The sequence below is a fragment of the Bacillus sp. PSXD-155 genome (genome assembly GCF_049310765.1).
GTDB classification, from domain to species: Bacteria; Bacillota; Bacilli; order Bacillales; family Bacillaceae_G; genus Bacillus_A; species Bacillus_A cereus.
Map to the genome: position 1 here is coordinate 157,427 of NZ_JBMOWC010000006.1, position 26,062 is coordinate 183,488.

Consider the following 26,062-nt stretch of genomic DNA (forward strand, 5'->3'; position numbering starts at 1 on the left):
CGGGGGGACTATACATGGCTGTAGAAAATATTACAATGCCTCAGCTCGGGGAGAGCGTTACAGAGGGCACAATTAGTAAATGGCTCGTTAATGTTGGCGATCACGTAAACAAGTATGATCCGCTTGCAGAAGTAATGACTGATAAAGTAAATGCTGAAGTACCATCTTCTTTCACTGGTATTGTGAAAGAGTTAATCGCTGGTGAAGGTGATACGTTAGCTGTAGGTGAAGTAGTTTGTGTGATTCAAGTAGAAGGCGCAGACGAAGTAGCAGCAACAGCTGTTGAGGAAAAAACGAAAGAAGAACCAAAGGCAGCAGCAATTACGCCTGGAAAAGCACCGAAAGTAAAACAACCAACTGATGGAAAACCACGTTTTTCACCAGCTGTGTTAAAACTTGCGGGTGAGCATAACGTTGATTTAGATCTAGTAGAGGGTACGGGAGCAAACGGCCGTATCACTCGTAAAGATATTTTAAAGCTAGTGGAATCTGGAAATATTCCGCAAGCAGGTGCGGCGAAGAAAGAGGAAGCTGTAGCGGCGGTAGTAGAAGCTCGCCCAGAAGCACCAAAAGCAGCACCAGTAGCGCAAAAAGTAGAAGCTGCGAAACCAGTTTCTGTACCTACAATGCCTGGAGATATCGAAATTCCAGTCACAGGTGTGCGTAAAGCAATCGCAGCAAACATGTTACGTAGTAAACATGAAGCACCACATGCTTGGATGATGATTGAAGTAGATGTGACAAACCTTGTGTCATACCGTAACTCAATCAAAGGTGACTTTAAGAAGCGTGAAGGCTTTAACTTAACGTTCTTTGCTTTCTTCGTAAAAGCAGTAGCACAAGCGTTAAAAGAGTATCCTCAAATCAATTCAATGTGGGCTGGCGATAAAATTGTTCAGAAGAAAGATATTAACCTTTCTATCGCTGTTGCAACAGAGGAAGAACTATTTGTACCAGTAATTAAGCAAGCGGACGAGAAAACAATTAAAGGTATCGCTCGTGAAATTACAGAACTTGCAGGAAAAGTACGTACGAAATCGTTAAAAGCAGACGAAATGCAAGGTGGAACATTTACAATTAATAACACAGGATCATTCGGTTCTGTTCAATCTATGGGTATTATTAATTACCCACAAGCGGCTATTTTACAAGTTGAATCAATTGTAAAGCGCCCAGTAATTATGGATAACGGTATGTTCGGTGCTCGTGACATGGTTAACTTATGTTTATCACTTGATCACCGAGTACTTGATGGTTTAATTTGTGGTAAGTTCTTAGGACGTGTTAAAGAAATTTTGGAAAACATGTCAGAAAATAATACATCTGTATATTAATAAAAAGCTCGCTTATGCGAGCTTTTTATTATCTTATTTCTTCATCTACATCCTACTATATGTATAAATACCTTTCCCAGTAATCTTACAATAAACGATTATGTATTAGGAATTTACGAAAATACATTGCTGATATATGGTATATGGATATAAAATAAGAAAAGAATAATTTTTTTGGCAAATCTTACTGATGAAACTGTAGTATAATATATTGTATTGTATGAAAAAGAGAGTTATTCTATATAAGTGTTTTATAGATAATGTGTAATCAGTCGTCAAAACATGAAGAATGTTGACTCCTGGTTTTTTATTTTTGCCGTAACAATGTTTCAGGAGGATGTCATGAAAAGAAGTACCGAGTTTCTAAAAAGTTTAGATGTAAAATTAATTTTAATTTTGTGTGCACTATGTGTGACGAGTATAGCTGCTATATATAGCAGTCAGCAAACGGGACAGTATGGAGCTGCAAACTTTGCTATGAAACAAGGTGTTAACTACATAATTGGGGTTGTATTGTTACTTCTTGTTGCAAGCATTGATTTAGATCAGTTACAAAAATTATCTTGGCCGCTTTATATTGCTGGGTTTGCTTCACTTATTCTTTTGAAAGTATTACCACCATCAGGTTTTACACCTGAAAAATTAGGTGCAAAAAGATGGTTTGTTTTTCCAGTATTTGGACAAATTCAGCCGTCTGAGTTTTTCAAAATTGCATTGCTACTTGTAGTAGCGAGTATAGCAGTAAAACATAATGCACAGTATATGGCAAGGACATTCCAAACAGATTTAAAGCTAGTAGGTAAAATTATGCTAGTGTCACTTCCACCTATGGCGGTTGTATATAGTCAACCTGATACAGGTATGGTGTTCTTATATGCTGCTGCTATTGCATGTATTTTATTTATGTCAGGTATTCAAAAGAAATTGATAGCATTATGTACAGTTATTCCGTTGACCATATTATCTGCTTTAATATTTATTTTCTTTAAGTATCAAGATTTTTTCTATAATAATTTAGTTACTTTACTAAAACCTCACCAACAGTCGCGTATTGTAGGTTGGTTAAATCCATTTGAAAATGCAGATCAAGGTTATCAAACGCAACAATCGATTTTAGCTGTAGGTAGTGGAGGAATGGAAGGTAAAGGGTTTGGGGGAGGAAGCGTCTATATCCCAGAGAAGCATACTGACTTTATTTTCGCTACAATTGCCGAAGAAGGTGGATTTATCGTAGCAGCGTTAGTTGTCTTCTTGTTCCTATTACTACTATATCGAACAATTATTATTGGTTATTCCGCTGATAATTTATTTGGTACATTATTATGCGCTGGATCGATCGGTATATTAACAGTTCAAATATTCCAAAACATCGGTATGATCGTTGGATTAATGCCTGTAAAAGGTATTGCATTACCTTTCTTATCGTATGGGGGAAGTTCCTTATTCTCGAATATGATTATGATGGGGCTCATACTATCGGTACGGAAAACTTATAAAAAATATATGTTTTCAGTTAAGTAAAAAAAGCTGGTTCGTTTTTAAACGAACCAGCTTTTTTTACATATATGCTCATAAACGTTGCAAACTAAAACAGGATAGCAGTTTGAGACGGGTAAGGAGTGCAAAGTGATGCATATGCATATTTTTGAAGGAGCACGGCATCTTTCTAATAGTGAATGGGTTATTCGGGCTATTATAGCATACATATTTTTAATATTAGTTGCGAAAGCAATGGGGCAAAGGTCTATCGCACAACTTCGTTTTTTAGATGTTGTATTAGTGTTATTGCTTGGTGGGAATATTTCTAACGCATTGTCTGATGAAAAAGTAGGGTTACTGGGCTCGATGATTACAACGTTCATACTCGTTGTACTTCATATTATAAGCTCAGTTTTAATGCTGAAATGGGATAGATGGAGACGCTTTTTAGAGCCAGCACCTATCATTCTTATACATAATGGTTCCATTGATTTTAGCAATTTGAAAAAGGCGAGAATTACCGTGGAATATTTGTTTTCGGAACTTCGCATGCGAAATGTGAGCGATATTCAAACGATTAAATTAGCATTATGGGAAGCGAACGGTGTCGTTTCTATATTTCGGTATCCAGAATATGAAGCAGTTTCGCGGCTTGATCTTAAAGTGGCGGGAAGAAAATCTCCAGTTTCTTTTGTATTAGTAAAGGATGGGAGGATTCAGAAAGATGTTCTTGCATTATTAGGAAAAACAGAAGCGTGGGCGAGAGAATTTCTAGAGGAGAGTACAGAAGTCGAATCCATTATGTTAGCTACAGTAGATGAATCACATAAAATAAATATTTTGTTAAAAAAATGAAAAATATACGCATTTTGTCGTTTCGTACATATGATACAATAGTGTGGACAACGAAAAAGGAGGCGATACGGTGGGATATGTAGAAGAATTACGAAAAATAGTTGGTCATCGCCCTTTAATTTTAGTTGGTGCTGTTGTACTCGTTATAAATGAAAATGGATATGTTTTATTGCAGCAGCGGACAGAGCCGTACGGAAAATGGGGGCTACCTGGCGGGCTAATGGAGCTTAGTGAATCACCAGAAGAAACAGCTTATCGTGAAGTATATGAAGAGACAGGAATAAAAGTGAAGAACTTGCGACTAATCAATGTATTTTCTGGAGCGAACTACTTTACAAAATTAGCAAACGGTGATGAATTTCAATCTGTAACAACCGCCTATTATACGGATGAATACGAAGGGGATTTTGTTATGAATAAAGAAGAAGCAGTTCAGCTTAAATTCTTTTCAGTAACAGAACTACCTGACTATATTGTAGGATCGCATAAAAAAATGATTGCTGAATATATGAAGATTATGGAAAAAAAGATATAATAATAGTGAAAGAAATACAAAAACACAGTTCTGGTTGGTAGTCCAGACGCATGATTTCATGTCAGTAACCTTCCCCTCCGGGATGTCCCGTATTTCTAATTTTTTAAAGGAGGGGCTGTCAATGGATTTGACAGTATATCACGATGGCCAATTTTTTGTTGGAATTATTACATGCAAAGAACAAGGGAAATTGTATGGAGCGAGGTATATTTTTGGAGCGGAACCGTCAGATGAAGAAGTGCTTATGTTTGTGAATGGTTCACTTTTAGAGCATTTTCAGCATTTTGCAAAATGTGGTGTAGAAGTTAAAGAAAAACAGCGTCCTAAAAACATAAAGCGTATCATACGACAAGCAGCAAAAGAAACAAATGTTAAACGTTTTACTAAGGCGCAAGAGGCGATTAGTTTATCTTATGAATTGCATAAACAAGAAAAGAAAGTGCAGTCTAAGGAGAAGCGAGAAGCTGAAAAAGAAAGAAGACGTTTAATTAAAGTACAAAAAGCAAAGCAAAAACATCGTGGTCATTAAAGAAAAGGTGTTAGAGCAATTGCTCTAACACCTTTTCTATACTTAAATACAAGTAAACTTACTTGTATTTCATAAACATTAACTGGTAAGATACAAATAGGTAGTTTTAGAGGAGGGAAAAGAGTGATTAATTTTAACTTTTTTATGAATGATGTTGTCCGCCAAGCGCGTGAAGAGATTGTCTCTGCTGGATATACAGAATTGACGACGCCAGAAGCGGTAGAAGAAGCGTTTAAAAGAAATGGAACAACACTTGTAATGGTAAACTCTGTATGTGGTTGTGCAGGTGGTATTGCTCGTCCTGCTGCTGCGCATTCCGTACATTATGATAAACGTCCTAACCACCTTGTAACGGTGTTTGCAGGTCAAGATAAAGAAGCGACAGCAAGAGCGCGTGAATATTTCGAAGGGTACCCACCTTCTTCTCCATCATTTGCTTTATTAAAAGATGGAAAAATTGTAACGATGGTAGAGCGTCATGAAATTGAAGGTCATGAACCGATGCAAGTTATTGCGAAACTACAATCATATTTTGAAGAGAATTGTGAAGAACTATAAAAAATAAGAGAAAAGGCGGCACATCCACAATCAAGTGGATGTGCCGCCTTTTTTATTTATTATTAAAATTTCAGAGATATGCATAGTTATGTTGTTTTATGCATCATTTTATACATAACAAATAGCGTTTATATTGTTTTATTATTTATTTTTATTTTATATATTGCATAAAAATAAAAGTGCTGATACAATACAAACATCGAATAAATATTCTATTAAACTTTTAAATATACATCATTAGGGGGAAGAAAGATGAAGAAGTTAGTATCAATATCGTTTGCACTTATTTTAATTGTAAGTATATTCAGCGCTTGTAGTAATGGGGAATCGAAAGAAACAAAAGGAAATAAGAAAGTACTCGTAATGGGGACTTCAGCAGATTATAAACCATATGAATACGTGGAAGCTTCAAAAAGTGATGAAATTATTGGTTTTGATGTTGATGTTGCTAAATATATCGGAAAAGAACTTGGGTATGAAGTGAAAGTGAAAGATATGGATTTTGGTGGTTTATTAGCATCTCTTAGTTCAGGAAAAGTTGATTTCGTAATGGCAGGCATGACGCCAACTGCAGAGCGTAAAAATAATGTTGATTTTACAGATATTTATTTTGTTGCGAAAAATATGGTTGTTTCTAAAAAGGATTCTAACATTAAATCTGTAGAGGATTTAAAAGGGAAAAAAGTAGGGGTACAAACAGGATCTATTCAAGAAGAGAAAGCGGCAGAATTTAAAAAACAAGTAGATTTCCAAGTTGAGGGACGTGACCGTATACCAGAAATCGTACAAGAAATTAAAGCTGGTCGTTTTGACGCTGCAATTATAGAAGACACAGTTGCTAAAAATTATTTAGAGAAAATGAAAGATTTACAAGGAATTGAAATTAAAGAAGCGCCAGAAGAAGTTGGAGCAGCAATTGCCCTTCCGAAAAACAGTGATAAAACAGCTGAATTTAATAAAGTAATTAAAAAAATGCAAGAAAATGGAGAAATGGATAAATTAGTGAAGAAATGGTTTGGCAGCGGAAAATAAGCTGCCTTTCACTTTTCTGTGAGGGGAATGAAAAGAATGAACTTAGATTTTTCGGCGATTACGCCTTCGATACCATATATACTAAAAGGTTTAGAAGTTACTTTGAAAATTGTAGCGGTATCAGCTTTAGCAGGATTTATTTTAGGAACGTTATTAGCACTTTGTAAAATTGCTAGAATACGAGCATTAAATATAGCAGCAGATTTTTATACATCAATTTTTCGTGGTACACCACTTGTATTGCAATTAATGATTATTTATTTCGGTGTCCCGCAAATAATTGGTTATGAAATACCAGCATTCTTAGCAGCTGTACTTGCATTTAGCTTGAATTCAGGTGCATACATGTCAGAAGTAATTCGTGCTGGTATTCAAGCAGTTGATAAAGGACAAACAGAAGCAGCAATGGCTTTAGGGATACCATACGGAAAAATGATGAGAAATATTATTTTCCCTCAAGCATTAAAAAATATATTACCAGCGCTTGTGAACGAATTTGCGACACTTACGAAAGAATCAGCTGTAGTAACAGTAATAGGCGCGACTGATTTAATGCGTCGTGCTTACATCGTAGGCGGTGAGACATTTAAATATCTTGAACCATTACTTTTTGTTGGACTGATTTATTATATGTTAGTCATTATTCTTACATTAGTCGGGAAGGCAATTGAAGGGAGAATGAAGAAAAGTGATTAAAATTGAAAACCTTCATAAATCATTTGGTAAAAACGAAGTATTAAAAGGAATTACAACAACGATTGAAAAAGGGGAAGTAGTTGCAATTATAGGACCTTCTGGATCAGGAAAATCAACATTTTTACGTTGTATGAATATGTTAGAAGCACCAACGGATGGTCACATTTGGATTGGAACGGAAGAAGTAACGAATCCGAAAACGAATGTTATGCATGTTCGTGAAAATGTCGGTATGGTATTTCAGCATTTTCACTTATTTCCTCATATGACTGTATTAGAAAATATTACGTATGCTCCTATCAATGTAAAAGGGGTAACGAAGCAAGAAGCTGAAAAGAAAGCTGAGAAACTTTTAGAAAAGGTTGGATTAGTAGATAAAAAAAATACGTATCCGAATCGTTTGTCGGGAGGACAAAAGCAACGTGTAGCAATTGCAAGAGCGTTAGCGATGGAACCGGAAGTTATGTTATTTGATGAACCGACATCGGCGCTAGATCCAGAGATGGTGAAAGAAGTGTTAGAAGTTATGAAATCGTTAGTTACGACAGGAATGACGATGGCTATCGTTACACATGAAATGGGCTTTGCAAAAGAAGTGGCAGATCGTGTTCTTTTCTTGGACGGAGGAAAGCTTGTAGAAGATAGTGCGCCAGAAGAATTTTTTGCAGCGCCGAAAAGTGAACGTGCGCAACAATTTTTACAAAAAATATTGTAATATGAAAAGGTTATGTGAATAATAAGTAGAAAAGGATGACATTGTGTCATCCTTTTTTTATACTAGCTGTAAATACGTTTATACATATAGGAGCAATGATATGTTCAAAATTGGATACCGTACAGTAAAAACAGCAATAGGGACAGGCGCGGCAGTTTTTATTGCTCAGTTATTAGGATTAGAATTTTATAGTTCAGCAGGTATTTTAGTTATTTTATGTGTACAAAATACGAAGCGCAAATCGCTTCAAGTGTCGTTACATCGTTTTCTAGCGTGTGTATTATCAATGGTATTCGCGTTTTGTATTTTTGAAACGATCGGCTATACACCACTTGCAATTAGCATATTGTTACTTACATTTATTCCGACTGCAGTAATGCTTAAAATTCAAGAAGGTATTGTCACGAGTTCAGTTATTGTTATGCATCTATATTCATTGAAGCAAATTACATGGCTTATAGTTGGAAATGAAATTGCTATATTAACAATAGGAATTAGCGTGGCGTTATTAGTAAATATGTATATGCCGAGTAGTGAAAATAAGCTAAAAGAGTATCAGGATAAAATAGAGAGTAATTTTAAAACGATTTTGTTTGAAATGGTTGTGTATTTACGAAATCGGGAAAGTAGTTGGAGTGGAGCAGAACTCATTGAAACCGAGAATATGTTAAATGAAGCAAGAGATTTATCGTTTAAAAAACTTGAGAATGCATTTATGCGAGAAGATGATTATTACTATCGTTATTTTAATATGCGTATGCAACAATTCGAAATTTTAGAGCGAATGATACCATTAGCAGCTTCTTTATCGTGGACGTATGAACAAGCTGACATGATTGCAGATGTTGTTGAAAACATTGGTAATGCTATTAGCCCTGAGAGTACAGGCGTTATTTCCTTAAGGCAGCTTCAAGAAATGAGGGAATTATTTAGAGACATGCCATTGCCAGCTACACGCGAAGAATTTGAGATACGTGCGAAACTTGTTCAACTTGTGTATGAAATGGAACAATATTTACTCATTAAAAGTCGCTTTAAGGGAAAGGATAATATAAAAGAACTTATATAGAAGGTAGGAATTATCTATGCCGTATCTTCTCTCTATCATATTATGTCTTTCTTTATCACCGATTTGGCCTCTTGGGGATAATCCACGTGCCGGAGATCCTTTTATTATTGTAAATAAAGCAACGAATAAATTAGCTTACATTGACGATGGAAAGATTCAAAAGGTTTTTCCAGTAGCGACAGGGAAAACGAATGAATTAACTCCAGAAGGAACTTTTGATGTTGTAATGAAAGCGAAGGATCCGTATTACATTGCGAAGGATATTCCAGGTGGATCGCCAAAAAATCCACTTGGATCAAGGTGGATTGGATTTAATGCAAGGGGAACTGATGGAAGTAAATATGGAATACATGGAACAAACCAACCGAGTTCAATTGGAAAGTATATTTCACAAGGATGTATAAGAATGAAGAAAAATGATGTGGAATATTTGTTTGATCGTATTCCAATTGGAACGAAAGTATGGATTGTGAAATCGAAAAAATCATTTCAGCAATTGGCAAAAGAAAAAGGAGCCGTTGCATATGAAGAAGCCAACGAAAAGGTTGGCTTTTTCTATTGTAATAAGTTGTCTTGACATGTGTACATAACCATGCGTTAATGAAAGTATAGAAAGATAAAATTAGATAAAGGGGTTGCTCATATGTACTTGAATCCAAAACTTTCGTATATGCAGTTTTTTATGGGATTTCTATTTGTTATTACATTCATATTGGCAACTTTTAATATATGTTCTTATCTTGTAGCGATTGTATGTATGGCATTACTTAATCTCACTTTTGTTATTGGGGCATTTCAGCAGAAACAATATACAAGTTTTGTAATAGCACTTGTAATGTCATTTTCCTTTAGTATTGTAGCGATTGTGTTTTATATAAAATAAACCATCTCGATGTCGAGATGGTTTATTTTGTCATGTGTAAAAAGTAAAAAAAGGACGAACACATCGCCCTTTTTACCAAAACATACTCGCGCCAGCAAGTAATGTTGTTACAAGCATAGAAATTAGCATCACATAAACCATAATTTTTTGAGCTTTTTTATGCATCGTTATACCTCCTTGCAAATCAGTACAATTTCATTGTAACGAGAAATGAAATTATGGACAAGGGGAGAGTAAGGACAAAATTCGGGAAAGGGTTGCAAAATATAACAGGAAATTTGAGTGTGTGTAGAGAATATAGTAAAAGGGTATATTGTTAATTTTTAGTTGGGCAAGCTGAAGAATGGAGATACGATGATGAAAATATACGAAACAGATCGTTTATACTTAAGGGAAATTGATGAGTCGTATGCTGAAACAGTTCTTCAATATTACGACAGAAATCGTGAATTTTTAAAAGCTTGGGAAGAGTATAGACCGGATGATTTTTTTACGCTAGATTATCAAAAGAAAAAGTTGCAAAAGGATAGAAAAGAGTTCGAAGAAGGGAAAATCATCAGACTATGGATTTTTAAAAAGGGTGATGATACGAAAATAATTGGGTGTATTTCATTTAATTTAATCGTTCGTGGCATTTATCAATCTTGTGTACTCAGTTATAAATTAGATAAAGCAGAGTTAAACAAAGGGTATACGACAGAAGCGCTTAGAAAAGCAATTCAAGTTGCTTTTGGGGAATTTCAGTTACATCGTATAGAAGCTCCGATTATGCCTCGTAATTTAGCATCTATACAAGTAGTGACGAAGATAGGTTTTCAATATGAAGGCGTGTCTAGGAAGATGTTAATGGTAAATGGCGTGTGGGAGGATCATATGCGCTGGGTATTGTTAAATGAGTAATAGAAAGCAGATGGTTATCTAGACATGTAAACCATCTGTTTTTTGTCTTGTATTTCGAAACTTTTGCGAAATTCTGTTATAATTAATAGTGTTACATACATAATGGTAGTGCAGGAGGCGCAGTCTTATGATTAATCAAGAACGTTTAGTAAATGAATTTATGGAATTAGTACAAGTAGATTCTGAAACGAAATTTGAAGCAGAAATCTGCAAAGTATTAACGAAGAAATTTACAGATTTAGGTGTAGAAGTATTTGAAGATGACACAATGGCTGTAACGGGTCATGGTGCAGGTAACTTAATTTGTACTTTACCAGCAACAAAAGATGGTGTTGATACAATTTACTTTACTTCTCATATGGATACAGTAGTTCCTGGTAATGGAATTAAGCCTTCTATTAAAGATGGATATATCGTATCAGATGGTACAACAATTTTAGGTGCGGATGATAAAGCTGGATTAGCATCAATGTTCGAAGCTATCCGTGTTTTAAAAGAGAAAAATATCCCTCACGGTAAAATTGAATTTATTATTACAGTCGGAGAAGAATCAGGTCTTGTTGGTGCAAAAGCTTTAGATCGTGAGCGTATTACAGCGAAGTATGGCTACGCATTAGATAGTGATGGAAAAGTTGGTGAAATCGTTGTTGCAGCTCCAACACAAGCGAAAGTGAACGCAATTATTCGCGGGAAAACAGCTCACGCTGGTGTAGCACCGGAGAAAGGTGTATCTGCAATTACTATCGCAGCGAAAGCAATTGCGAAGATGCCACTTGGTCGCATTGACTCTGAAACGACTGCAAACATTGGACGTTTTGAAGGTGGTACACAAACGAATATCGTTTGCGATCATGTACAAATCTTTGCAGAAGCTCGTTCTTTAATCAATGAGAAAATGGAAGCACAAGTTGCGAAAATGAAAGAAGCATTTGAAACAACTGCAAAAGAAATGGGTGGTCATGCAGACGTTGAAGTAAACGTTATGTACCCAGGATTTAAATTTGCTGATGGCGATCACGTTGTAGAAGTTGCAAAACGTGCAGCTGAAAAAATTGGTCGTACACCTTCTCTTCACCAAAGTGGTGGCGGAAGTGATGCAAACGTAATTGCAGGACACGGTATCCCAACAGTTAACTTGGCAGTTGGTTATGAAGAAATTCATACAACAAACGAGAAGATTCCTGTTGAAGAGTTAGCAAAAACAGCAGAATTAGTTGTTGCAATTATTGAAGAAGTAGCGAAGTAATAGAATAGAAAAAGCGTGTAAATCAATTGTGATTTACACGCTTTTTATTTTGATTCGATTGTTTTTACAAGGCGTATAAGCCAATACAAGAAAAATCATAGCAGTATATAATATTAGACGAGAGAAAAATCCAAACGTATTCATGTTGAAAATTGGAAGGAGTAAATAATTATGATGATTAATATAACTACAAGGAACATATAGTTAATTTCACCATAATCAGCCTCTTTCACATGTGTATCCCCTTTATATGGATTATAAAAAAGAACAAGTAATTATTATAACTATTGTGCAAAATTTGATATAATAAAAGAACGAACGTTCTGATTAGGGAGTGAGTACTATGCGAGAAATGTATCCGAAAAATGGTCGTGTAATTTTACATGTAGATATGAATTGCTTTTTCGCATCTGTTGAAATTGCTCATGATCCATCATTACAAGGAAAGCCATTAGCGGTTGCTGGAAATGAAAAAGAGAGAAAAGGAATTATTATAACATGTAGTTATGAGGCGAGAGAATACGGAATACGTACGACGATGCCCCTTTGGGAAGCGAAAAGGTTATGCCCGCAATTAGTTGTAAGGCGTCCTAATTTCACATTATATCGCGAAGCTTCATTTCAAATGTTTCAAGTCCTTTCCCGTTTTACAGAAAAGATACAACCAGTCTCAATAGATGAAGGATATTTAGATATTACAGATTGCTACGCACTTGGTTCTCCTCTTGAAATAGCAAAGATGATTCAACAAGCACTATTAACAGAGTTGCAGCTTCCGTGTAGTATTGGAATCGCTCCAAATCTTTTCCTAGCAAAGACCGCTTCAGATATGAAAAAACCACTTGGTATTACCGTGCTTCGAAAACGCGATATTCCAGAACTGATTTGGCCACGTCCAGTTGGAGCAATGCATGGAATTGGTGAGAAAACAGCTGAAAAATTAAATGATATTCATATACAGACAATTGAACAGTTGGCAAAGGGAGACGAGCATATCATTCGCGCTAAAATTGGCAAGCACGGTGTTGATTTGCAAAGGCGTGCAAAAGGTATGGATGATAGGGAAGTGGATCCGAGTCAAATGGGACAGCATAAAAGTGTCGGTAACTCGATGACTTTTTCAAAGGATATGGATGAAGAGAAAGAATTACTTGATATGTTAGAACGTTTATCAAAGTCAGTGAGTAAAAGGTTACAAAAGCGAACCCTTGTCAGCTATAATATTCAAATTATGATTAAATACCATGATAGGCGAACAGTAACACGGAGTAAGCAATTGAAAAATGCGATTTGGGAAGAACGCGATATTTTTCAAGCAGCATCCCGTTTATGGAAGCAACATTGGGATGGTGATTCCGTTCGTTTACTAGGTGTTACAGCTACTGAAATAGAGTGGAAGACAGAATCGGTGAAACAATTAGATTTGTTTTCATTTGAAGAGGATGCAAAAAAAGAACCGCTACTTGCTGTCATTGATCAAATTAATGATAAGTATGGAACACCGCTTTTACAACGAGGTAGTCAACTACTACGTAAGCAAGAGAAGTCGTTTCAACAAAAGTTAGAAAATAAATTTATGTAGAAGGTGTCATGAAGGAGTAAAAATCATGACACCTTTCCTATTTAACTCGCTTCTAAATCTAAAGAAGTCTTCCATCCAGCTCCAGTAACGCCAGATTCTAATAGCATTCTACTTACTATTTTTTCAATTAAGATAGCTGCATTTGTCTTGCAATGTAATGTAGCCTGTATACAAACTTTTTGATTAGAATCTACATCTTCACTATACAACTCTTTTAAACCGAGCCCTTCTGTACTTACCATATGCATAAGTAAAAAACGAATATGTGCTTCATTTTCCTCTGAACAAGTAAGGGAAAGTAAGTAGTTCGTTTGTTCAGGTGATTCTTCTTTTGATTTTTTATTCATAAAAAGAGCAATTGGGCGAAGAAGTATATTTGCTAGTAACACGCCGGCTGCACCTAATATAGCTGCAACGAGGAAACCGGCGCCTGTAAGAGTACCGACAGCAGCTGCACACCATAAAGTAGCTGCCGTATTTAGCCCTCTAATACTAAAACCATCGCGGATAATAACGCCACCCCCTAAAAAGCCAATGCCACTAACGACTTGAGCAGCAATGCGGGAGGGGCTAGCATCATGATCAAGCATGACGGATAATAAAACAAATATACAGGCACCAAGTGATACGAGAGCATTTGTTCGTAACCCAGCCATTCGATGTCTCCATTGTCTTTCCATTCCAATGCAAGCTCCTACAATAATTGCTATAACTAATCTGAATATAATGTCGTACCATACCATCATGGTCACCTCCATATATAAATATGTGTTATGTCTTTTAGAATGAGCGGGGAATACCCACTCATTCTTATTTTTACAACCAGCTATGAAACTTTTTAATATAAAGCTTTTTCAGGAATTGTGTTAAAAAAGCGTAGCCTAATAGTATTCCTACTAACCAAGGGAAGTAGCTAAGTGGCAATGCTTGTAAACCAACGGCTGCACCAAGTGGTGAGAATGGAATATAAATCCCGATTGCCATAATAAGAGCGGTTAATAAAACGACGGGTGTTGATGCAACGCTTTGAATAAATGGAATCTTCTGTGTTCGTATCATGTGAACAATTAAAGTTTGTGTTAACAATCCAACCACAAACCAACCGGACTGGAATAATGATTGCTCGCTCGGTGTATTTGCGCCAAATACATTCCACATGACTACGTATGTGATAATATCAAATATGGAACTAATTGGGCCGATACAAATAATGAAGTTTCGTAAGTTTGCAGTATCCCATTTTCGGGGTTTTTCTAGAAACTCTTTATCCATTTTGTCCCATGGAATAGAAAGTTGTGAAATATCATAAAGTAAGTTTTGAATTAAAAGATGAATGGCAAGCATCGGTAAAAAAGGAATGAAAGCACTTGCTACTAACACGCTAAACACATTACCGAAGTTAGAGCTAGCTGTCATCTTAATATATTTTAAAATATTTCCGAATGTAGTACGTCCTTCTACAATCCCGGCTTCTAATATAGTTAAACTTTTTTCGAGTAGAATAATATCAGAAGCTTCTTTCGCAATATCAGTAGCAGTATCAACAGATATTCCGACATCAGCTTCACGTAATGCTACAGCATCGTTAATGCCGTCTCCCATGTAACCTACAGTGTGTCCGTTTCCTTGTAATGCGTGTATAATGCGAGATTTTTGCATTGGATTAAGCTTCGCAAATACAGTCGTTTCTTCAGCAAGTTTTGCTAATGCTTTATCTGGTAAAGAATCAATCTCGTAACCGAGGATTGGTTCGCCGATATCTAATCCAACTTCTTTACAAACTTTTCGTGTAACAATTTCGTTATCGCCAGTTAAAATTTTCACTTGTACACCATGCTTTTGTAATGCTTGAATTGCAGCTGCTGCAGATGGTTTCGGGGGATCTAAAAAGCCGATATATCCAGCGAGAATCATATCAGTTTCGTCTTTTACTGCGTACTCTTTATCATTTATGTTTCTATCTTTTTTATAAGCCACAGCAATAACCCGCATACCTTCACTATTCAATGTCTCGCTTAGTTTTTTGACATTTGAGCGTATTTCCTCAGTGAGTGTAACGATTTTTTTATCCACTTCAGTGTAGTTGCAAATTGATAAAATTTCTTCTACGGCACCTTTACAAACCATTGTATGTTCACCTGAAATATCTTTTACGATGACTGACATACGCCGGCGGGCGAAATCGAATGGAATTTCATCTAGCTTTTGAAAAGCTGATGGGTCAAATGTATTGTTTTCCTCTGTATGCTTAATAACAGCTTTATCTATTAAGTTTTTCAATCCAGTTTGATAGAAACTATTTAAATAGGCAAATTGCAAGACACGATTGCATTTATTTCCATTAGAATCTAAGTGACGAACAAGGACAACTTTATCTTCTGTTAAAGTTCCGGTTTTATCTGTACAAAGAATGTTCATAGCACCTAAGTTTTGAATAGAATTTAGCTGTTTTACAATTACTTTTTGTTTAGACATGTTAACGGCACCTTTAGCTAAATTAGCAGTTACAATCATTGGTAACATTTCAGGTGTAAGGCCAACAGCAACGGCAATAGCGAAGAAGAAAGCTTCTTGCCAATCTCCCTTTGTGAATCCGTTAATGAGAAGGACGATAGGCGCCATAATAAGCATGAATGTAATTAAGAGCCAGCTTACTTTGTTTACACCTTTATCAAAGCTTGTTTCTACACGCTTTCCGATTACCTTATTTGCTAAAGAGCCGAAATACGTATCGGTACTTGTTGAGATGACAACAGCTTTTGCGCTACCACTTACAATATTTGTTCCCATGAAGCAAAGGTTTTCCATATCGAGTGGATTGTAATTTTTTTTCATGTTTTTCGGTAAGATATGCTTATTTTCTGTATGGTAGCAGTGTTCGTATTTTTCTACAGGAAGTGCTTCCCCTGTTAAAGAAGATTGATTAACAAATAAATCTTTAGCGGATACAACACGCACATCAGCTGGAACGATATCACCAGCTGAAAGGGAAATAATATCGCCAGGTACAAGTTCCTCAATTGGAATTTCTGTTGTGTAATTTCGATTTAAATTCGTTACATTTTTTGTTTCATGTACAAATCCATTTATTCTAAATACGCTCGCAGTTGTTCGAACCATAGCCTTTAACTTATCGGCAGCTTTTTGAGAACGAAATTCTTGGGAAAACCGAATCGTTGCACTAAGTAGTACCATTGCAGATACGACAATTGTTCCTTGTATGTCATCTGTGAAAAAGGAGAGTGCTCCAAGAGCTAATAAAACGAAAATAAATGGATTTTTAAATGCCAGCAGAAATTGAATGTACCACGGCGCCATTTTATTATGAGCTATTTCGTTCGGACCGTATAAAGAAAGTCTACGAGCCACTTCTTGTTTAGATAATCCATCTTGTGTTGTTTCTAGAAGTTTTAACGCAGAGAGTACATCTTGTGTTGCAATCTCCACTAATAATTCGTTATTTGTTTTCATGCTATCTTGCTCATAAGCATGCTTTGTTTCTTGTCTTTGTAAATTAAACATCGGTAGTTCCTCCTCTGTCATGAAGGAGGAAACAATCTGTTACCTAACTATTTGAAATGGTGAGGAACAGTTTCTTTCCTACCTACATGATGAAATATGAATGTAAAACGTATGGGTATCTGGGCCGAATCATCAATTGCCAACTGTTCCTCACCTCCGTACAATTTAGTAGTTTCTGAATATGCTATGTTTGTTTCATAGTAAGGTGCATATAGACGTAAAAAGACCTTTACTCAAAACGAGTAAAGGTCTGAATTCGCAGTTAAAAGAGTCCACAACAAAGACTGCTAGTAGACATAAATAAAAACAGTTTTTGTGTATGACAAAATACATGCACCTCTCCCTCGTTGAGTTTTAGCACTGTATAGCATAGGTACTGAAACCAGCTACGTTAAAAAAGGCCTTCATTCCGACCTTTCCTGTTGACCCATTGGCGTCTCTCGACATTTTTGGGCAGCAGCGTTTCTCTATACAGGAGCCTCACCTAACAGAGACCATATTCAATTACATGTTGAATGTTAGCACTGTAAAATCGTAGTGTCAATATCTTTTTTATCTGTGTTTTTAAAATATTAAATGAATTTATAATAGATATATGGGATGAAATACATGATATTAATTATAAATAATGTGGAAAATAAATATTTTTATAAAAGGGGAATTTGTAATGATACCACAAAATTTTATTATAAATATTGAGAATCAAAAGTGGTTGTTTAATGAGCAGGAAGATTTATGTTCTCACGGGGAAATTTATTTAAATGTGGATGGAACGATTATTACACAAACAGGTATGGATGAGGAATGGGGAATAAGTGAATCAGCTTTAGCTCTGTTACGAACTTTAGATAAAGAATATATTTGTGATATTGAAAATGAAGAGGGGCTTATTTTGCACGGATGTGGCACTATGCTCATGTTAGGATGCCCAATTTCAATTCATTGGACTATAAACCATATAGGTGAAAATGTGGTTTTAAAGAATTTTGTCAAAGTTATTTCTACTGATCAAAAGGCTATATACTATGAAGGGCTTCATATAGAAGTAAATGAAAATGAATATAGAAAACAAATTGTTTCTTTTGCGCTACAAGCAAAAGAATTATTCAATAAATCAAGTGAAAAGATAATTTTAGATGAGTTTGATCAAAGTATGTATACAGACTTTTGGACGGAATATAATCATTTGCTAAATAAGTATAAATAAAAAAGCACTGTAACCAGTGCTTTTTTATTATAGATTACGAGATTGTAGGGTTTTCAAAAATAACAATCTCTGAACTGTTTGTAGTTGAAACGCGTTGGGCGTAATATGTTAAAGCTGAAGAAATATATGCTGGTAACGTATCATTTGTATGTGATGTTGTATATTCATGGATTAATTCCTTTAAAGTTGTCCATTCTAATTGTGCTGGGTGATCAGACACGAAAGAACTTACCCAGCGATCAAATGAAGATGAAAAATCAGTTTGTAAACGAAATACTTCTTTCATAATAAAACGCTCCCTTAAAATGTAGTATAATCATTTTAACACAAAACACGAACGATTGCTAAATTTTTTAAGTATAATGTTCGTGTTATATAGTTGTCTAGATGATTGGTTATGTAAATTCAATTTGCCATTTGAAATAACATTCCGTAAGATGAGAGATAGAGTATATTTAGAGCTGGAGGAAAGAAAGTGGAATTTGTATTTTTAGGAACTGGTGCAGGTGTTCCTTCAAAAGGAAGGAACGTTTCAGCAATTGCTTTACAATTGTTAGAAGAACGAGGACAAACTTGGTTATTTGATTGTGGCGAGGCCACGCAACATCAAATATTACATACATCTGTACGTCCGCGCCGCATTGAAAAAATATTTATTACGCATTTACATGGCGATCATATTTTTGGATTGCCTGGTTTATTAGGTAGCCGTTCATTTCAAGGAGGAACTACGCCTTTAACGGTGTATGGACCGAAAGGAATTAAACAATTTATTGAAGTGGCATTATCGGTAAGTACGACACATGTGAAATATCCACTTGAAGTTGTGGAGATAACAGAAGAAGGTACCGTATTTGAAGATAATGAATTTTATGTAGAAACGAAAAGATTGTCACACGGTATAGAATGTTTTGGATATCGTATTGTAGAGAAAGATATACAAGGTGCTCTTTTAGTTGATAAGTTGCTTGAGATGGGTGTGAAACCAGGTCCAATCTTTAAACGTTTAAAGGATGGAGAAGTAGTTGAATTAGAGGATGGCACGATATTAAATGGAAATGAGTTTATCGGCCCACCTCAAAAAGGAAGAATTATTACTATCTTAGGTGATACGCGATATTGCGAAGCGAGTAGGGAGCTTGCGCAAGATGCAGATGTACTTGTCCATGAAGCGACTTTCGCAGCAGAAGATGAGCAACAAGCGCATGATTATTTTCATTCCACATCTAAGCAAGCTGCGAGCATTGCACTTCAGGCAAATGCGAAGCGATTAATCTTAACTCACATTAGTTCTCGCTATCAAGGAGATACATATAAGGAATTATTGAAAGAGGCAAGAGAGTTGTTTTCTAATACAGAAATAGCGACAGATTTGAAATCATTCCCAGTAGAAAAATAATAATTTTGTAAAAAATGGTAACGATGGGTTACCATTTTTTTATGTCTAAAAAAATTTAAAAATAAAACTGTTATTATTTTATACTTATACTTGGATGATACAGAAAATTAGAATGGTTTGAATATATACGATAAAAATACGAAATAATGATTATTTAGAAAAACTGTTATATAAGTCAGATGACATACAAGTGATACAAATAGTAGGAATGGACTTTTATTCAGAACTTTTAAAATTCAACAAAAGTAAGCGTTTTATAAAAAACAAGCTATAATGAGGGCAGATTATAATTTATGATAAGTCACATGCTTTTTAGTTATTATCGTAACAAGTGAAGTTGACTAAACCATGAGAGAGTAACATGAGAATTATAATAGGAAAGATATCGCTTGTTTATGCTATCCTTGCAATGGCTTCTGTGTTAAACTTTGGATTGCTACCAGACTTTATTGTGGATTATCTTATATCATTTTTTAATGAAAATAATGCTAAGATTCTTATGTATTATTATAACTGGTATTATTTCAGGTTATATTGGATTACTTTTATTTAAAAATTATCCAATTCATACAGCAGAACAAATTCGTGGTACAACTGGAAAAGCGACAGATGTAGCAGGTTAATAGAATAGTAGAATAAATTTTTGCATAGAGGTTTAGGGGGAGTTATGATGAAGTATCGCTCAGTATTTGATATTATCGGTCCAGTTATGATTGGACCATCAAGTTCACATACAGCAGGCGCGGCAAGAATGGGGCAAGTTGCTCGCCAGCTGTTTCGTCATGAACCAGAAAGAGTAAGCATTTCGTTATATGGATCATTTGCAAAGACGTATCGAGGGCATGGTACGGATGTAGCACTAATCGGTGGAATATTAGGATTTGAAACAGATGACTTACGTATTCCAGAGGCGCTAGAAATAGCAAAAGAGCGCGGAATTGAAGTGGAATTCATTGAAGAAGATGCCAATGCACCTCACCCAAATACAGCGAAAATTCGTTTGTATAAAGGTGAAGAAGAAATTGAAGTTGTTGCTTGCTCAATTGGTGGCGGTAAAATTGAAGTTGTAGAATTAAACGGATTCGATCTTCAATTATCAGGCACAAGTCCAGCACTACTTATTGTAAATAACGATCGCTTTGGTGCTATTGCAGCAGTAGCTTCAATCCTTGCTACAAACGAGATTAACATTAGTACAATGAGTGTTTCTCGTAAAGAAAAAGGAAGAAGAGCGCTTATGGTTATTGAAACAGATGAATTATTAGCAGATGAAGTGATTGAAGAAATAAAAGCGCAACAAAATATTTGTCAAGTAACTATTATGGATTAATTGCAGGGGGGACACACCATGTTTCGGAACGCAGCGGAACTAGTGGCGCAAGCTAAAGAACAAAATGTAAAAATCGCAGAAATTATGATTCAATGTGAAATGGAAACAAGAAGTATTTCACGTGAAGAAGTAATTGCTGGTATGGAAAAGAACTTAGTCGTGATGGAACAAGCAGTAGAACGTGGTATTCGCGGCGTGAAATCACCAACTGGTTTAACTGGTGGAGATGCTGTAAAAGTTCAAGCGTATATGAAGAGTGGAAAAGGCTTATCTGGAGATACGATTTTGGATGCAGTAAGCAAAGCTGTTGCAACAAATGAAGTAAACGCAGCGATGGGAATTATTTGTGCAACACCAACAGCAGGGTCTGCTGGAACAGTGCCAGGTGTACTATTTGCGCTAAGAGAAAAATTGCAGCCTACACGTGAAGAAATGATTGAATTCTTATTTACAGCAGGAGCTTTCGGTATGGTTGTTGCGAATAACGCTTGTATTTCTGGTGCTGCAGGAGGATGCCAAGCTGAAGTTGGTTCAGCAAGTGGAATGGCGGCTGCAGCTGCAGTTGAGATGGCTGGTGGAACACAAGATCAAGCAGCTACAGCGATGGCAATTTCATTAAAGAACATGCTTGGTTTAGTGTGTGATCCTGTTGCAGGACTTGTAGAAGTACCTTGTGTAAAACGTAATGCAGCAGGAGCTGCAAATGCGATGATTTCAGCAGATTTAGCATTAGCTGGTGTAACGAGTACAATTCCATGTGATGAAGTAATTGAGGCAATGTTTAGAATCGGACAAACGATGCCAGTAGCACTTCGTGAAACAGCGGAAGGTGGACTTGCAGCAACGCCGACTGGTCGTCGCCTGCAAGAAGAGATTTTTGGGAAGAACAATAACTAAGTGTAATTATAGAAAAAGGAGCTCAAATAAACTTGAGCTCCTTTTTTTATTTTTCTTTTGTTAGTTGTTCTAATGTTTTTCCAAGATTATGTGATCGTTCCGTTGCCTGTGTAATACAAGAAATAAGTGCTTGTTGAAATTTATGTTCTTGTAATACTTCAATACCTGCTTCGGTAGTTCCGCCAGGAGAAGTAATTTCCTTTCGCAAAATAGAAGGGTGTTTGTCACTTGCTTTTAGCATTTCAGCAGCACCAATCATCGTTTGAAGAATAAGTGATTTTGCAACATCTTCTTTTAAACCAATTTTTTTTGCAGCTTCTTCCATAGCTTCCACTACGTAATAAATATAAGCAGGTCCACTTCCGGATAATGCAGTGACAGCATGCATATCTTCTTCCTCTACAACAGAGACGAGACCAATCGTTTCAAATAAAGATGTTGCAGTGCGAATATGTTCCGCTGTTGCATGTTTCGAAGGGGAGATAGCGGTAGCTGATTTTAAAATGGCTGCGGATGTATTTGGCATTGCACGAATAATTGGAACGTCTTTTTGAAGTAGTTTTCTAATTGAGTGAGTAGAAACACCTGCTAGTAATGAAATAATAAGCACGTTATTATTTATGTATTCTTTAAAAGGGATAAGCGCCTCTGCAACATCCTTTGGTTTCATTGCTAGAAAAAGAATATTTGCATCAGTAAGTAATTCTTTTTTATTATGAGTACCTTTGACACCGTATTTTTTATGTAGCTCTTGTAATCTTGTCTCGTTAGAACGATTACTTACAGTAATTTGTTCACATTTAACAACATTTGCATGTAACAAGCCACCAATAATAGCTTCAGCAATAGAGCCTGCACCGAGAAAGGAAATGTTTTGAATAGACATGATGTTCCTCCTTTAATTTTGGTTAGAAATTCTTATAAATGTACATACATTCGTTTTTTTATAGGAAACACCTCTTTTTATCTGAAAATAATGACAAATATATATAGAAGTTGTAAACTGAAGAAGTATTCATTTTTGAACCGGAAAGAGACAGGGGGGCTAAGCATGACGGCGATTCACCGAATGGAGATTCCTGTACCATTTGCAGTGGAAACTGTGAATGTGTTTTTAGTTGAGGGGGAGACATTAACATTAATTGATACAGGGACGAATACAGAAGAGGCAAGAAATGCGTTAGAAAGTCAATTAGGTACATTAGGACATACGATAGAAGATATTGAAACAGTAGTCATTACGCATCATCATGCAGATCATTGTGGACTTTTAAATATATTTTCTGAGAAGACGAATATTATTGGACATCCTTGGAATGAGCCTTGGATCACACAAAATCCAGAGTTTTTAAAGCGGTATCATGAATTTTTTAGAGAGACGGCCTTACAGTTTGGTGTGCCAGTAGCATTTTTGAAAGACGAGTCGTTATTGACGACGAGGACACTTAAATATTCTTGTAATAGATCGTTAACGCATACTGTGAGAGAAGGAGATCGTATTAATTCTTTGCCTGGATTTACAGTGCTTGAAACACCAGGTCATGCTTCTACTCATATTTCTTTATATAGAGAATCTGATGGAATATTAATTGGTGGAGATGCTCTCATTAGTCATATTTCTTCGAATCCAATACTAGAACCACCATATGAAGGGCAAACAGAACGGGCACGCCCATTACTACAATATAATCAAACATTACAGCGTTTAAGCGAAATGAATATTTCACGCATTTTATCAGGGCATGGGGAAGATGTTCTAAATGTGAAACAACTTATTGAAACGAGATTACAAAAGCAAGAAACACGTGCTTTTAAAGTACTTGAGTTATTAAAGGAAAAACCAATGACAGCATTTGAAGTATGTGTAAAACTATTTCCGGTATTATATAAAGAACAATTACCACTTACTATTTCAGAAACGGTTGGACAATTGGACTATTTAGCATATAATCAACAAGTGATGATTGATGAGTCATCGCAACAATTGATTTATTATGCAAAGTAGGTGACAGCAATGACAGGACGTTTACAAAATAAAGTAATCGTCATTACAGGTGCTTCTAGTGGGATTGGTGAGCAAGTTGCAATGCAAGTTGCAGCACAGGGAGCGACTCCAGTATTAATGGCTCGAACAGAAGAGAAACTACAAGCGTTAGTAGACAAAATTAAAGAAACTTATAATACGTCTTGCTATTATTATGTATTAGATGTAAGTGAAGAGATGGAAGTACAGTCTGTTTTTTCAAAGGTATTACAAGAAGTGGGACGTATTGATATATTAGTAAACAATGCGGGATTTGGTATTTTTAAAACGTTTGAAGATGCGTCAATGGGTGAAGTAAAAGATATGTTCCAAGTAAATGTATTTGGATTAGTAGCATGTACGAAAGCGGTACTACCTTATATGGTAAACAAGAATGAAGGACATATTATTAATATTGCTTCACTTGCTGGAAAAATTGCAACTCCGAAATCGAGTGCTTATGCAGCAACGAAACATGCCGTATTAGGATTTACGAATAGTTTACGCATGGAATTAGCGAATACAGATATTTATGTTACAGCAATTAATCCAGGTCCGATAGATACAAACTTTTTTGAAATAGCGGATCAATCTGGTACATATGTAAAGAATATGGGACGTTACATGTTAAAACCAACATACGTAGCAGAACAAATCGTAAAGTCGATGCACACGAAAAAACGTGAAGTAAACTTACCGAAGTGGATGGGAATTGGCCCGAAACTTTATGCTTTATTCCCAGGTTTATTTGAACGTGTAGCAGGTAAATCATTAAGTAAAAAATAGGAGATTTCCATATGGAAATCTCCTATTTTTTATTGTTTTCCAGTTACATAATCATAAACAATATCCTCAATTTCCTCGTATAAATCAATTTCAATATTTGAATGAGTCACCGTTTGAATATGTTTCACTAGCATTTCCTGATCTTCTTTTGATATTGGACTGCATTGATATTGTTGAAAACTTTTTATAATCATTTTCTCAATTAATTTTTCGTTCATATTTTTCCCCGCCTGTATGTACGTATGTATTGTTTTATTGTACTTGAAGTGAAATAAAAAAACTACTATGCACTATTTTTGTATAAAAATTCGGTTGAGTATATTATTTTTCTAATAAAATTAAGTTTTTTTAGATTTAAAAATTTATAAATATTTAATTGACTCTATAAATATACAATATTATAATCATACTTAATTTAAAGAATCGATATGAGGAGGAACTTATGAAAGTCGCAATTATTGGAGCCACTGGATATGGGGGCATTGAGTTAATTCGTTTATTAGAACAACATCCATATTTTTCGATAGCATCTCTCCATTCTTTTTCACAAGTTGGTGAGTGTATAACAAATGTATATCCGCATCTTCGAAATGTCCTTTTTCATACGTTACAAGAAATTGATGTGGAGACGATAGGAAAAGAAGCAGAAATCGTATTTCTAGCAACCCCAGCAGGAGTATCGGCGGAGTTAACTCCCAAGTTATTAGCAGAAGGTTTAAAAGTAATTGACCTATCTGGAGACTTTCGTATGATAGATTCTTCGTCATATGAACTGTGGTATAAAAGGCCAGCAGCGAAAGAAGAAATTCTTAGAAAAGCAGTGTATGGGTTAAGTGAATGGAAAAGGACTGGGATTCAAAAGGCAAATTTAATTGCAAACCCAGGATGTTTTGCTACAGCCACATTGCTAGCGATAGCGCCGTTAGTACGTAGCGGCATGATTGAAGAAGATTCGATTATTATTGATGCGAAATCAGGGGTATCAGGAGCAGGTAAAACACCAACAACAATGACTCACTTTCCTGAGCTATATGATAACTTGCACATTTATAAAGTGAATGAGCATCAGCACGTTCCAGAGATTGAGCAAATGCTTACAGAATGGAATAGTGGATCACAGCCAATTACATTTAGCACACATTTAATACCGATATCACGAGGAATCATGATTACACTTTATGCAAAAGTAAAACAAAAGATGGAAATAAAGCAACTTCAAAAATTGTATGAAGAAACGTATGAACAATCGCCTTTCATCCGAATTTGTACGCAAGGGAAATTTCCAAGTCCAAAAGAAGTGAGAGGCTCAAATTATTGTGATATTGGCATAGCTTACGATGAAAGAGCTGAAAGAGTTACGGTCGTTTCTGTTATAGACAATATGATGAAAGGCGCGGCTGGGCAAGCGATTCAAAATGCAAACATAATAGCGGGACTAGAAGAGACAACAGGTTTACAACATATGCCGCTTTATGTATAAGGGGG

At 35.7% G+C, this 26,062-nt stretch carries 29 protein-coding genes and 1 riboswitch; of the genes, 23 read left to right on the top strand and 6 right to left on the bottom strand.

The features are described 5' to 3' along the window. The first annotated feature begins 14 nt into the window (after positions 1 to 14). From ACO6VI_RS09015 to ACO6VI_RS09070, 12 genes are all read left to right on the top strand, one after another. Entirely contained in the window at positions 15 to 1,334 is a 1,320-nt protein-coding gene (locus ACO6VI_RS09015; protein ID WP_023522987.1) for a dihydrolipoamide acetyltransferase family protein, read from the top strand. A 342-nt stretch (positions 1,335 to 1,676) separates the two neighbouring features. Continuing rightward, positions 1,677 to 2,855: an FtsW/RodA/SpoVE family cell cycle protein gene (locus ACO6VI_RS09020; RefSeq protein ID WP_000831181.1), complete on the top strand. Its 1,179-nt coding sequence runs from the start codon at positions 1,677 to 1,679 to the stop codon at positions 2,853 to 2,855. Between the two features lie 108 nt (positions 2,856 to 2,963). Beyond that, positions 2,964 to 3,668: a DUF421 domain-containing protein gene (locus ACO6VI_RS09025; RefSeq protein WP_000550963.1), complete on the top strand. Its 705-nt coding sequence runs from the start codon at positions 2,964 to 2,966 to the stop codon at positions 3,666 to 3,668. 70 nt (positions 3,669 to 3,738) lie between these two features. Beyond that, complete coding sequence (locus ACO6VI_RS09030; protein WP_000542551.1) at positions 3,739 to 4,203, top strand: NUDIX hydrolase; 465 nt, start codon at positions 3,739 to 3,741, stop codon at positions 4,201 to 4,203. Between the two features lie 121 nt (positions 4,204 to 4,324). Beyond that, a complete protein-coding gene (locus ACO6VI_RS09035) occupies positions 4,325 to 4,732 on the top strand; it encodes a YjdF family protein (RefSeq protein ID WP_000366603.1) in 408 nt (135 codons plus the stop codon). Between the two features lie 144 nt (positions 4,733 to 4,876). After that, positions 4,877 to 5,290 carry a BrxA/BrxB family bacilliredoxin gene (locus tag ACO6VI_RS09040; RefSeq protein WP_001979317.1) on the top strand — a complete coding sequence of 138 codons (414 nt, stop codon included), beginning with the start codon at positions 4,877 to 4,879 and terminating at the stop codon, positions 5,288 to 5,290. Positions 5,291 to 5,542: 252 nt separating this feature from the next. Beyond that, positions 5,543 to 6,322 (top strand): transporter substrate-binding domain-containing protein, encoded by a 780-nt coding sequence (locus ACO6VI_RS09045; RefSeq protein WP_000737678.1) that lies wholly within the window; start codon positions 5,543 to 5,545, stop codon positions 6,320 to 6,322. A gap of 36 nt (positions 6,323 to 6,358) precedes the next feature. Beyond that, on the top strand, positions 6,359 to 7,018 hold the full coding sequence (locus ACO6VI_RS09050; RefSeq protein WP_001046915.1) for an amino acid ABC transporter permease: 660 nt from the start codon (positions 6,359 to 6,361) through the stop codon (positions 7,016 to 7,018). Further along, positions 7,011 to 7,733, top strand: a complete 723-nt coding sequence (locus ACO6VI_RS09055) for an amino acid ABC transporter ATP-binding protein (protein ID WP_000590203.1) — start codon at positions 7,011 to 7,013, stop codon at positions 7,731 to 7,733. Before ACO6VI_RS09050 ends, ACO6VI_RS09055 begins: the two co-directional genes overlap by 8 nt. Positions 7,734 to 7,833: 100 nt before the next feature. Next, positions 7,834 to 8,802 (top strand): aromatic acid exporter family protein, encoded by a 969-nt coding sequence (locus ACO6VI_RS09060; protein WP_000472671.1) that lies wholly within the window; start codon positions 7,834 to 7,836, stop codon positions 8,800 to 8,802. A gap of 16 nt (positions 8,803 to 8,818) precedes the next feature. Next, complete coding sequence (locus ACO6VI_RS09065) at positions 8,819 to 9,379, top strand: L,D-transpeptidase (RefSeq protein WP_001146564.1); 561 nt, start codon at positions 8,819 to 8,821, stop codon at positions 9,377 to 9,379. 66 nt (positions 9,380 to 9,445) lie between these two features. Continuing rightward, on the top strand, positions 9,446 to 9,685 hold the full coding sequence (locus ACO6VI_RS09070; protein ID WP_000281167.1) for a DUF3894 domain-containing protein: 240 nt from the start codon (positions 9,446 to 9,448) through the stop codon (positions 9,683 to 9,685). Positions 9,686 to 9,757: 72 nt separating this feature from the next. On the opposite strand, the gene prli42 is transcribed toward ACO6VI_RS09070, so the two are convergent. Next, entirely contained in the window at positions 9,758 to 9,850 is a 93-nt protein-coding gene (prli42, locus tag ACO6VI_RS09075) for a stressosome-associated protein Prli42 (protein ID WP_000549037.1), read from the bottom strand. Positions 9,851 to 10,039: 189 nt separating this feature from the next. Here prli42 and ACO6VI_RS09080 point away from each other — a divergent pair, with 189 nt between their 5' ends. The 3 genes from ACO6VI_RS09080 (at position 10,040) to ACO6VI_RS09090 (ending at position 13,413) form a co-directional block, all read left to right on the top strand. Next, positions 10,040 to 10,585: a GNAT family N-acetyltransferase gene (locus ACO6VI_RS09080; RefSeq protein WP_001987197.1), complete on the top strand. Its 546-nt coding sequence runs from the start codon at positions 10,040 to 10,042 to the stop codon at positions 10,583 to 10,585. A 127-nt stretch (positions 10,586 to 10,712) separates the two neighbouring features. Continuing rightward, positions 10,713 to 11,831 carry a tripeptidase T gene (locus tag ACO6VI_RS09085; protein WP_000609803.1) on the top strand — a complete coding sequence of 373 codons (1,119 nt, stop codon included), beginning with the start codon at positions 10,713 to 10,715 and terminating at the stop codon, positions 11,829 to 11,831. A gap of 343 nt (positions 11,832 to 12,174) precedes the next feature. Then, complete coding sequence (locus ACO6VI_RS09090) at positions 12,175 to 13,413, top strand: DNA polymerase IV (protein ID WP_001208854.1); 1,239 nt, start codon at positions 12,175 to 12,177, stop codon at positions 13,411 to 13,413. A 41-nt stretch (positions 13,414 to 13,454) separates the two neighbouring features. On the opposite strand, the gene ACO6VI_RS09095 is transcribed toward ACO6VI_RS09090, so the two are convergent. Together ACO6VI_RS09095 and mgtA are read right to left on the bottom strand one after the other, a co-directional pair. After that, the gene (locus ACO6VI_RS09095; RefSeq protein ID WP_000262338.1) at positions 13,455 to 14,156 is read right to left on the bottom strand and encodes an MgtC/SapB family protein; all 702 of its coding nucleotides are present in this window, start codon (positions 14,154 to 14,156) and stop codon (positions 13,455 to 13,457) included. 73 nt (positions 14,157 to 14,229) lie between these two features. Next, positions 14,230 to 16,935, bottom strand: a complete 2,706-nt coding sequence (gene mgtA / locus ACO6VI_RS09100) for a magnesium-translocating P-type ATPase (protein ID WP_063548614.1) — start codon at positions 16,933 to 16,935, stop codon at positions 14,230 to 14,232. 331 nt (positions 16,936 to 17,266) lie between these two features. Then, positions 17,267 to 17,434, bottom strand: a riboswitch (M-box (ykoK) riboswitch). A gap of 168 nt (positions 17,435 to 17,602) precedes the next feature. Here mgtA and ACO6VI_RS09105 point away from each other — a divergent pair. Further along, positions 17,603 to 18,142, top strand: a complete 540-nt coding sequence (locus ACO6VI_RS09105; protein ID WP_000613045.1) for a hypothetical protein — start codon at positions 17,603 to 17,605, stop codon at positions 18,140 to 18,142. 34 nt (positions 18,143 to 18,176) lie between these two features. Here the strand turns inward: ACO6VI_RS09105 and ACO6VI_RS09110 are convergent, their stop codons facing one another. Continuing rightward, positions 18,177 to 18,428, bottom strand: coding sequence for a DUF3932 family protein (locus tag ACO6VI_RS09110; RefSeq protein WP_000665709.1), 252 nt, complete (start codon positions 18,426 to 18,428; stop codon positions 18,177 to 18,179). 189 nt (positions 18,429 to 18,617) lie between these two features. Between ACO6VI_RS09110 and rnz the strand changes: the two genes are divergently transcribed. The 4 genes from rnz (at position 18,618) to sdaAA (ending at position 21,768) form a co-directional block, all read left to right on the top strand. Continuing rightward, positions 18,618 to 19,541, top strand: a complete 924-nt coding sequence (gene rnz / locus ACO6VI_RS09115) for a ribonuclease Z (protein WP_000397454.1) — start codon at positions 18,618 to 18,620, stop codon at positions 19,539 to 19,541. Positions 19,542 to 20,026: 485 nt separating this feature from the next. Next, on the top strand, positions 20,027 to 20,164 hold the full coding sequence (locus ACO6VI_RS09120; RefSeq protein WP_000943432.1) for a hypothetical protein: 138 nt from the start codon (positions 20,027 to 20,029) through the stop codon (positions 20,162 to 20,164). Positions 20,165 to 20,211: 47 nt separating this feature from the next. Further along, entirely contained in the window at positions 20,212 to 20,871 is a 660-nt protein-coding gene (gene sdaAB / locus ACO6VI_RS09125; RefSeq protein WP_000877449.1) for an L-serine ammonia-lyase, iron-sulfur-dependent subunit beta, read from the top strand. Positions 20,872 to 20,889: 18 nt separating this feature from the next. After that, positions 20,890 to 21,768 (top strand): L-serine ammonia-lyase, iron-sulfur-dependent, subunit alpha, encoded by an 879-nt coding sequence (sdaAA, locus tag ACO6VI_RS09130; protein WP_000489461.1) that lies wholly within the window; start codon positions 20,890 to 20,892, stop codon positions 21,766 to 21,768. A gap of 46 nt (positions 21,769 to 21,814) precedes the next feature. On the opposite strand, the gene proI is transcribed toward sdaAA, so the two are convergent. Next, positions 21,815 to 22,654, bottom strand: a complete 840-nt coding sequence (gene proI / locus ACO6VI_RS09135) for a pyrroline-5-carboxylate reductase ProI (RefSeq protein WP_000027242.1) — start codon at positions 22,652 to 22,654, stop codon at positions 21,815 to 21,817. 165 nt (positions 22,655 to 22,819) lie between these two features. Here proI and ACO6VI_RS09140 point away from each other — a divergent pair, with 165 nt between their 5' ends. Further along, positions 22,820 to 23,773, top strand: a complete 954-nt coding sequence (locus ACO6VI_RS09140; protein ID WP_000125135.1) for an MBL fold metallo-hydrolase — start codon at positions 22,820 to 22,822, stop codon at positions 23,771 to 23,773. 9 nt (positions 23,774 to 23,782) lie between these two features. After that, positions 23,783 to 24,577 carry an SDR family NAD(P)-dependent oxidoreductase gene (locus tag ACO6VI_RS09145; protein ID WP_097960769.1) on the top strand — a complete coding sequence of 265 codons (795 nt, stop codon included), beginning with the start codon at positions 23,783 to 23,785 and terminating at the stop codon, positions 24,575 to 24,577. Positions 24,578 to 24,606: 29 nt separating this feature from the next. On the opposite strand, the gene ACO6VI_RS09150 is transcribed toward ACO6VI_RS09145, so the two are convergent. Then, positions 24,607 to 24,795, bottom strand: a complete 189-nt coding sequence (locus tag ACO6VI_RS09150; RefSeq protein WP_001003222.1) for a YqzH family protein — start codon at positions 24,793 to 24,795, stop codon at positions 24,607 to 24,609. 224 nt (positions 24,796 to 25,019) lie between these two features. Here ACO6VI_RS09150 and argC point away from each other — a divergent pair, with 224 nt between their 5' ends. Beyond that, positions 25,020 to 26,057: an N-acetyl-gamma-glutamyl-phosphate reductase gene (gene argC / locus ACO6VI_RS09155; RefSeq protein WP_023522978.1), complete on the top strand. Its 1,038-nt coding sequence runs from the start codon at positions 25,020 to 25,022 to the stop codon at positions 26,055 to 26,057. Positions 26,058 to 26,062: the final 5 nt, after the last annotated feature.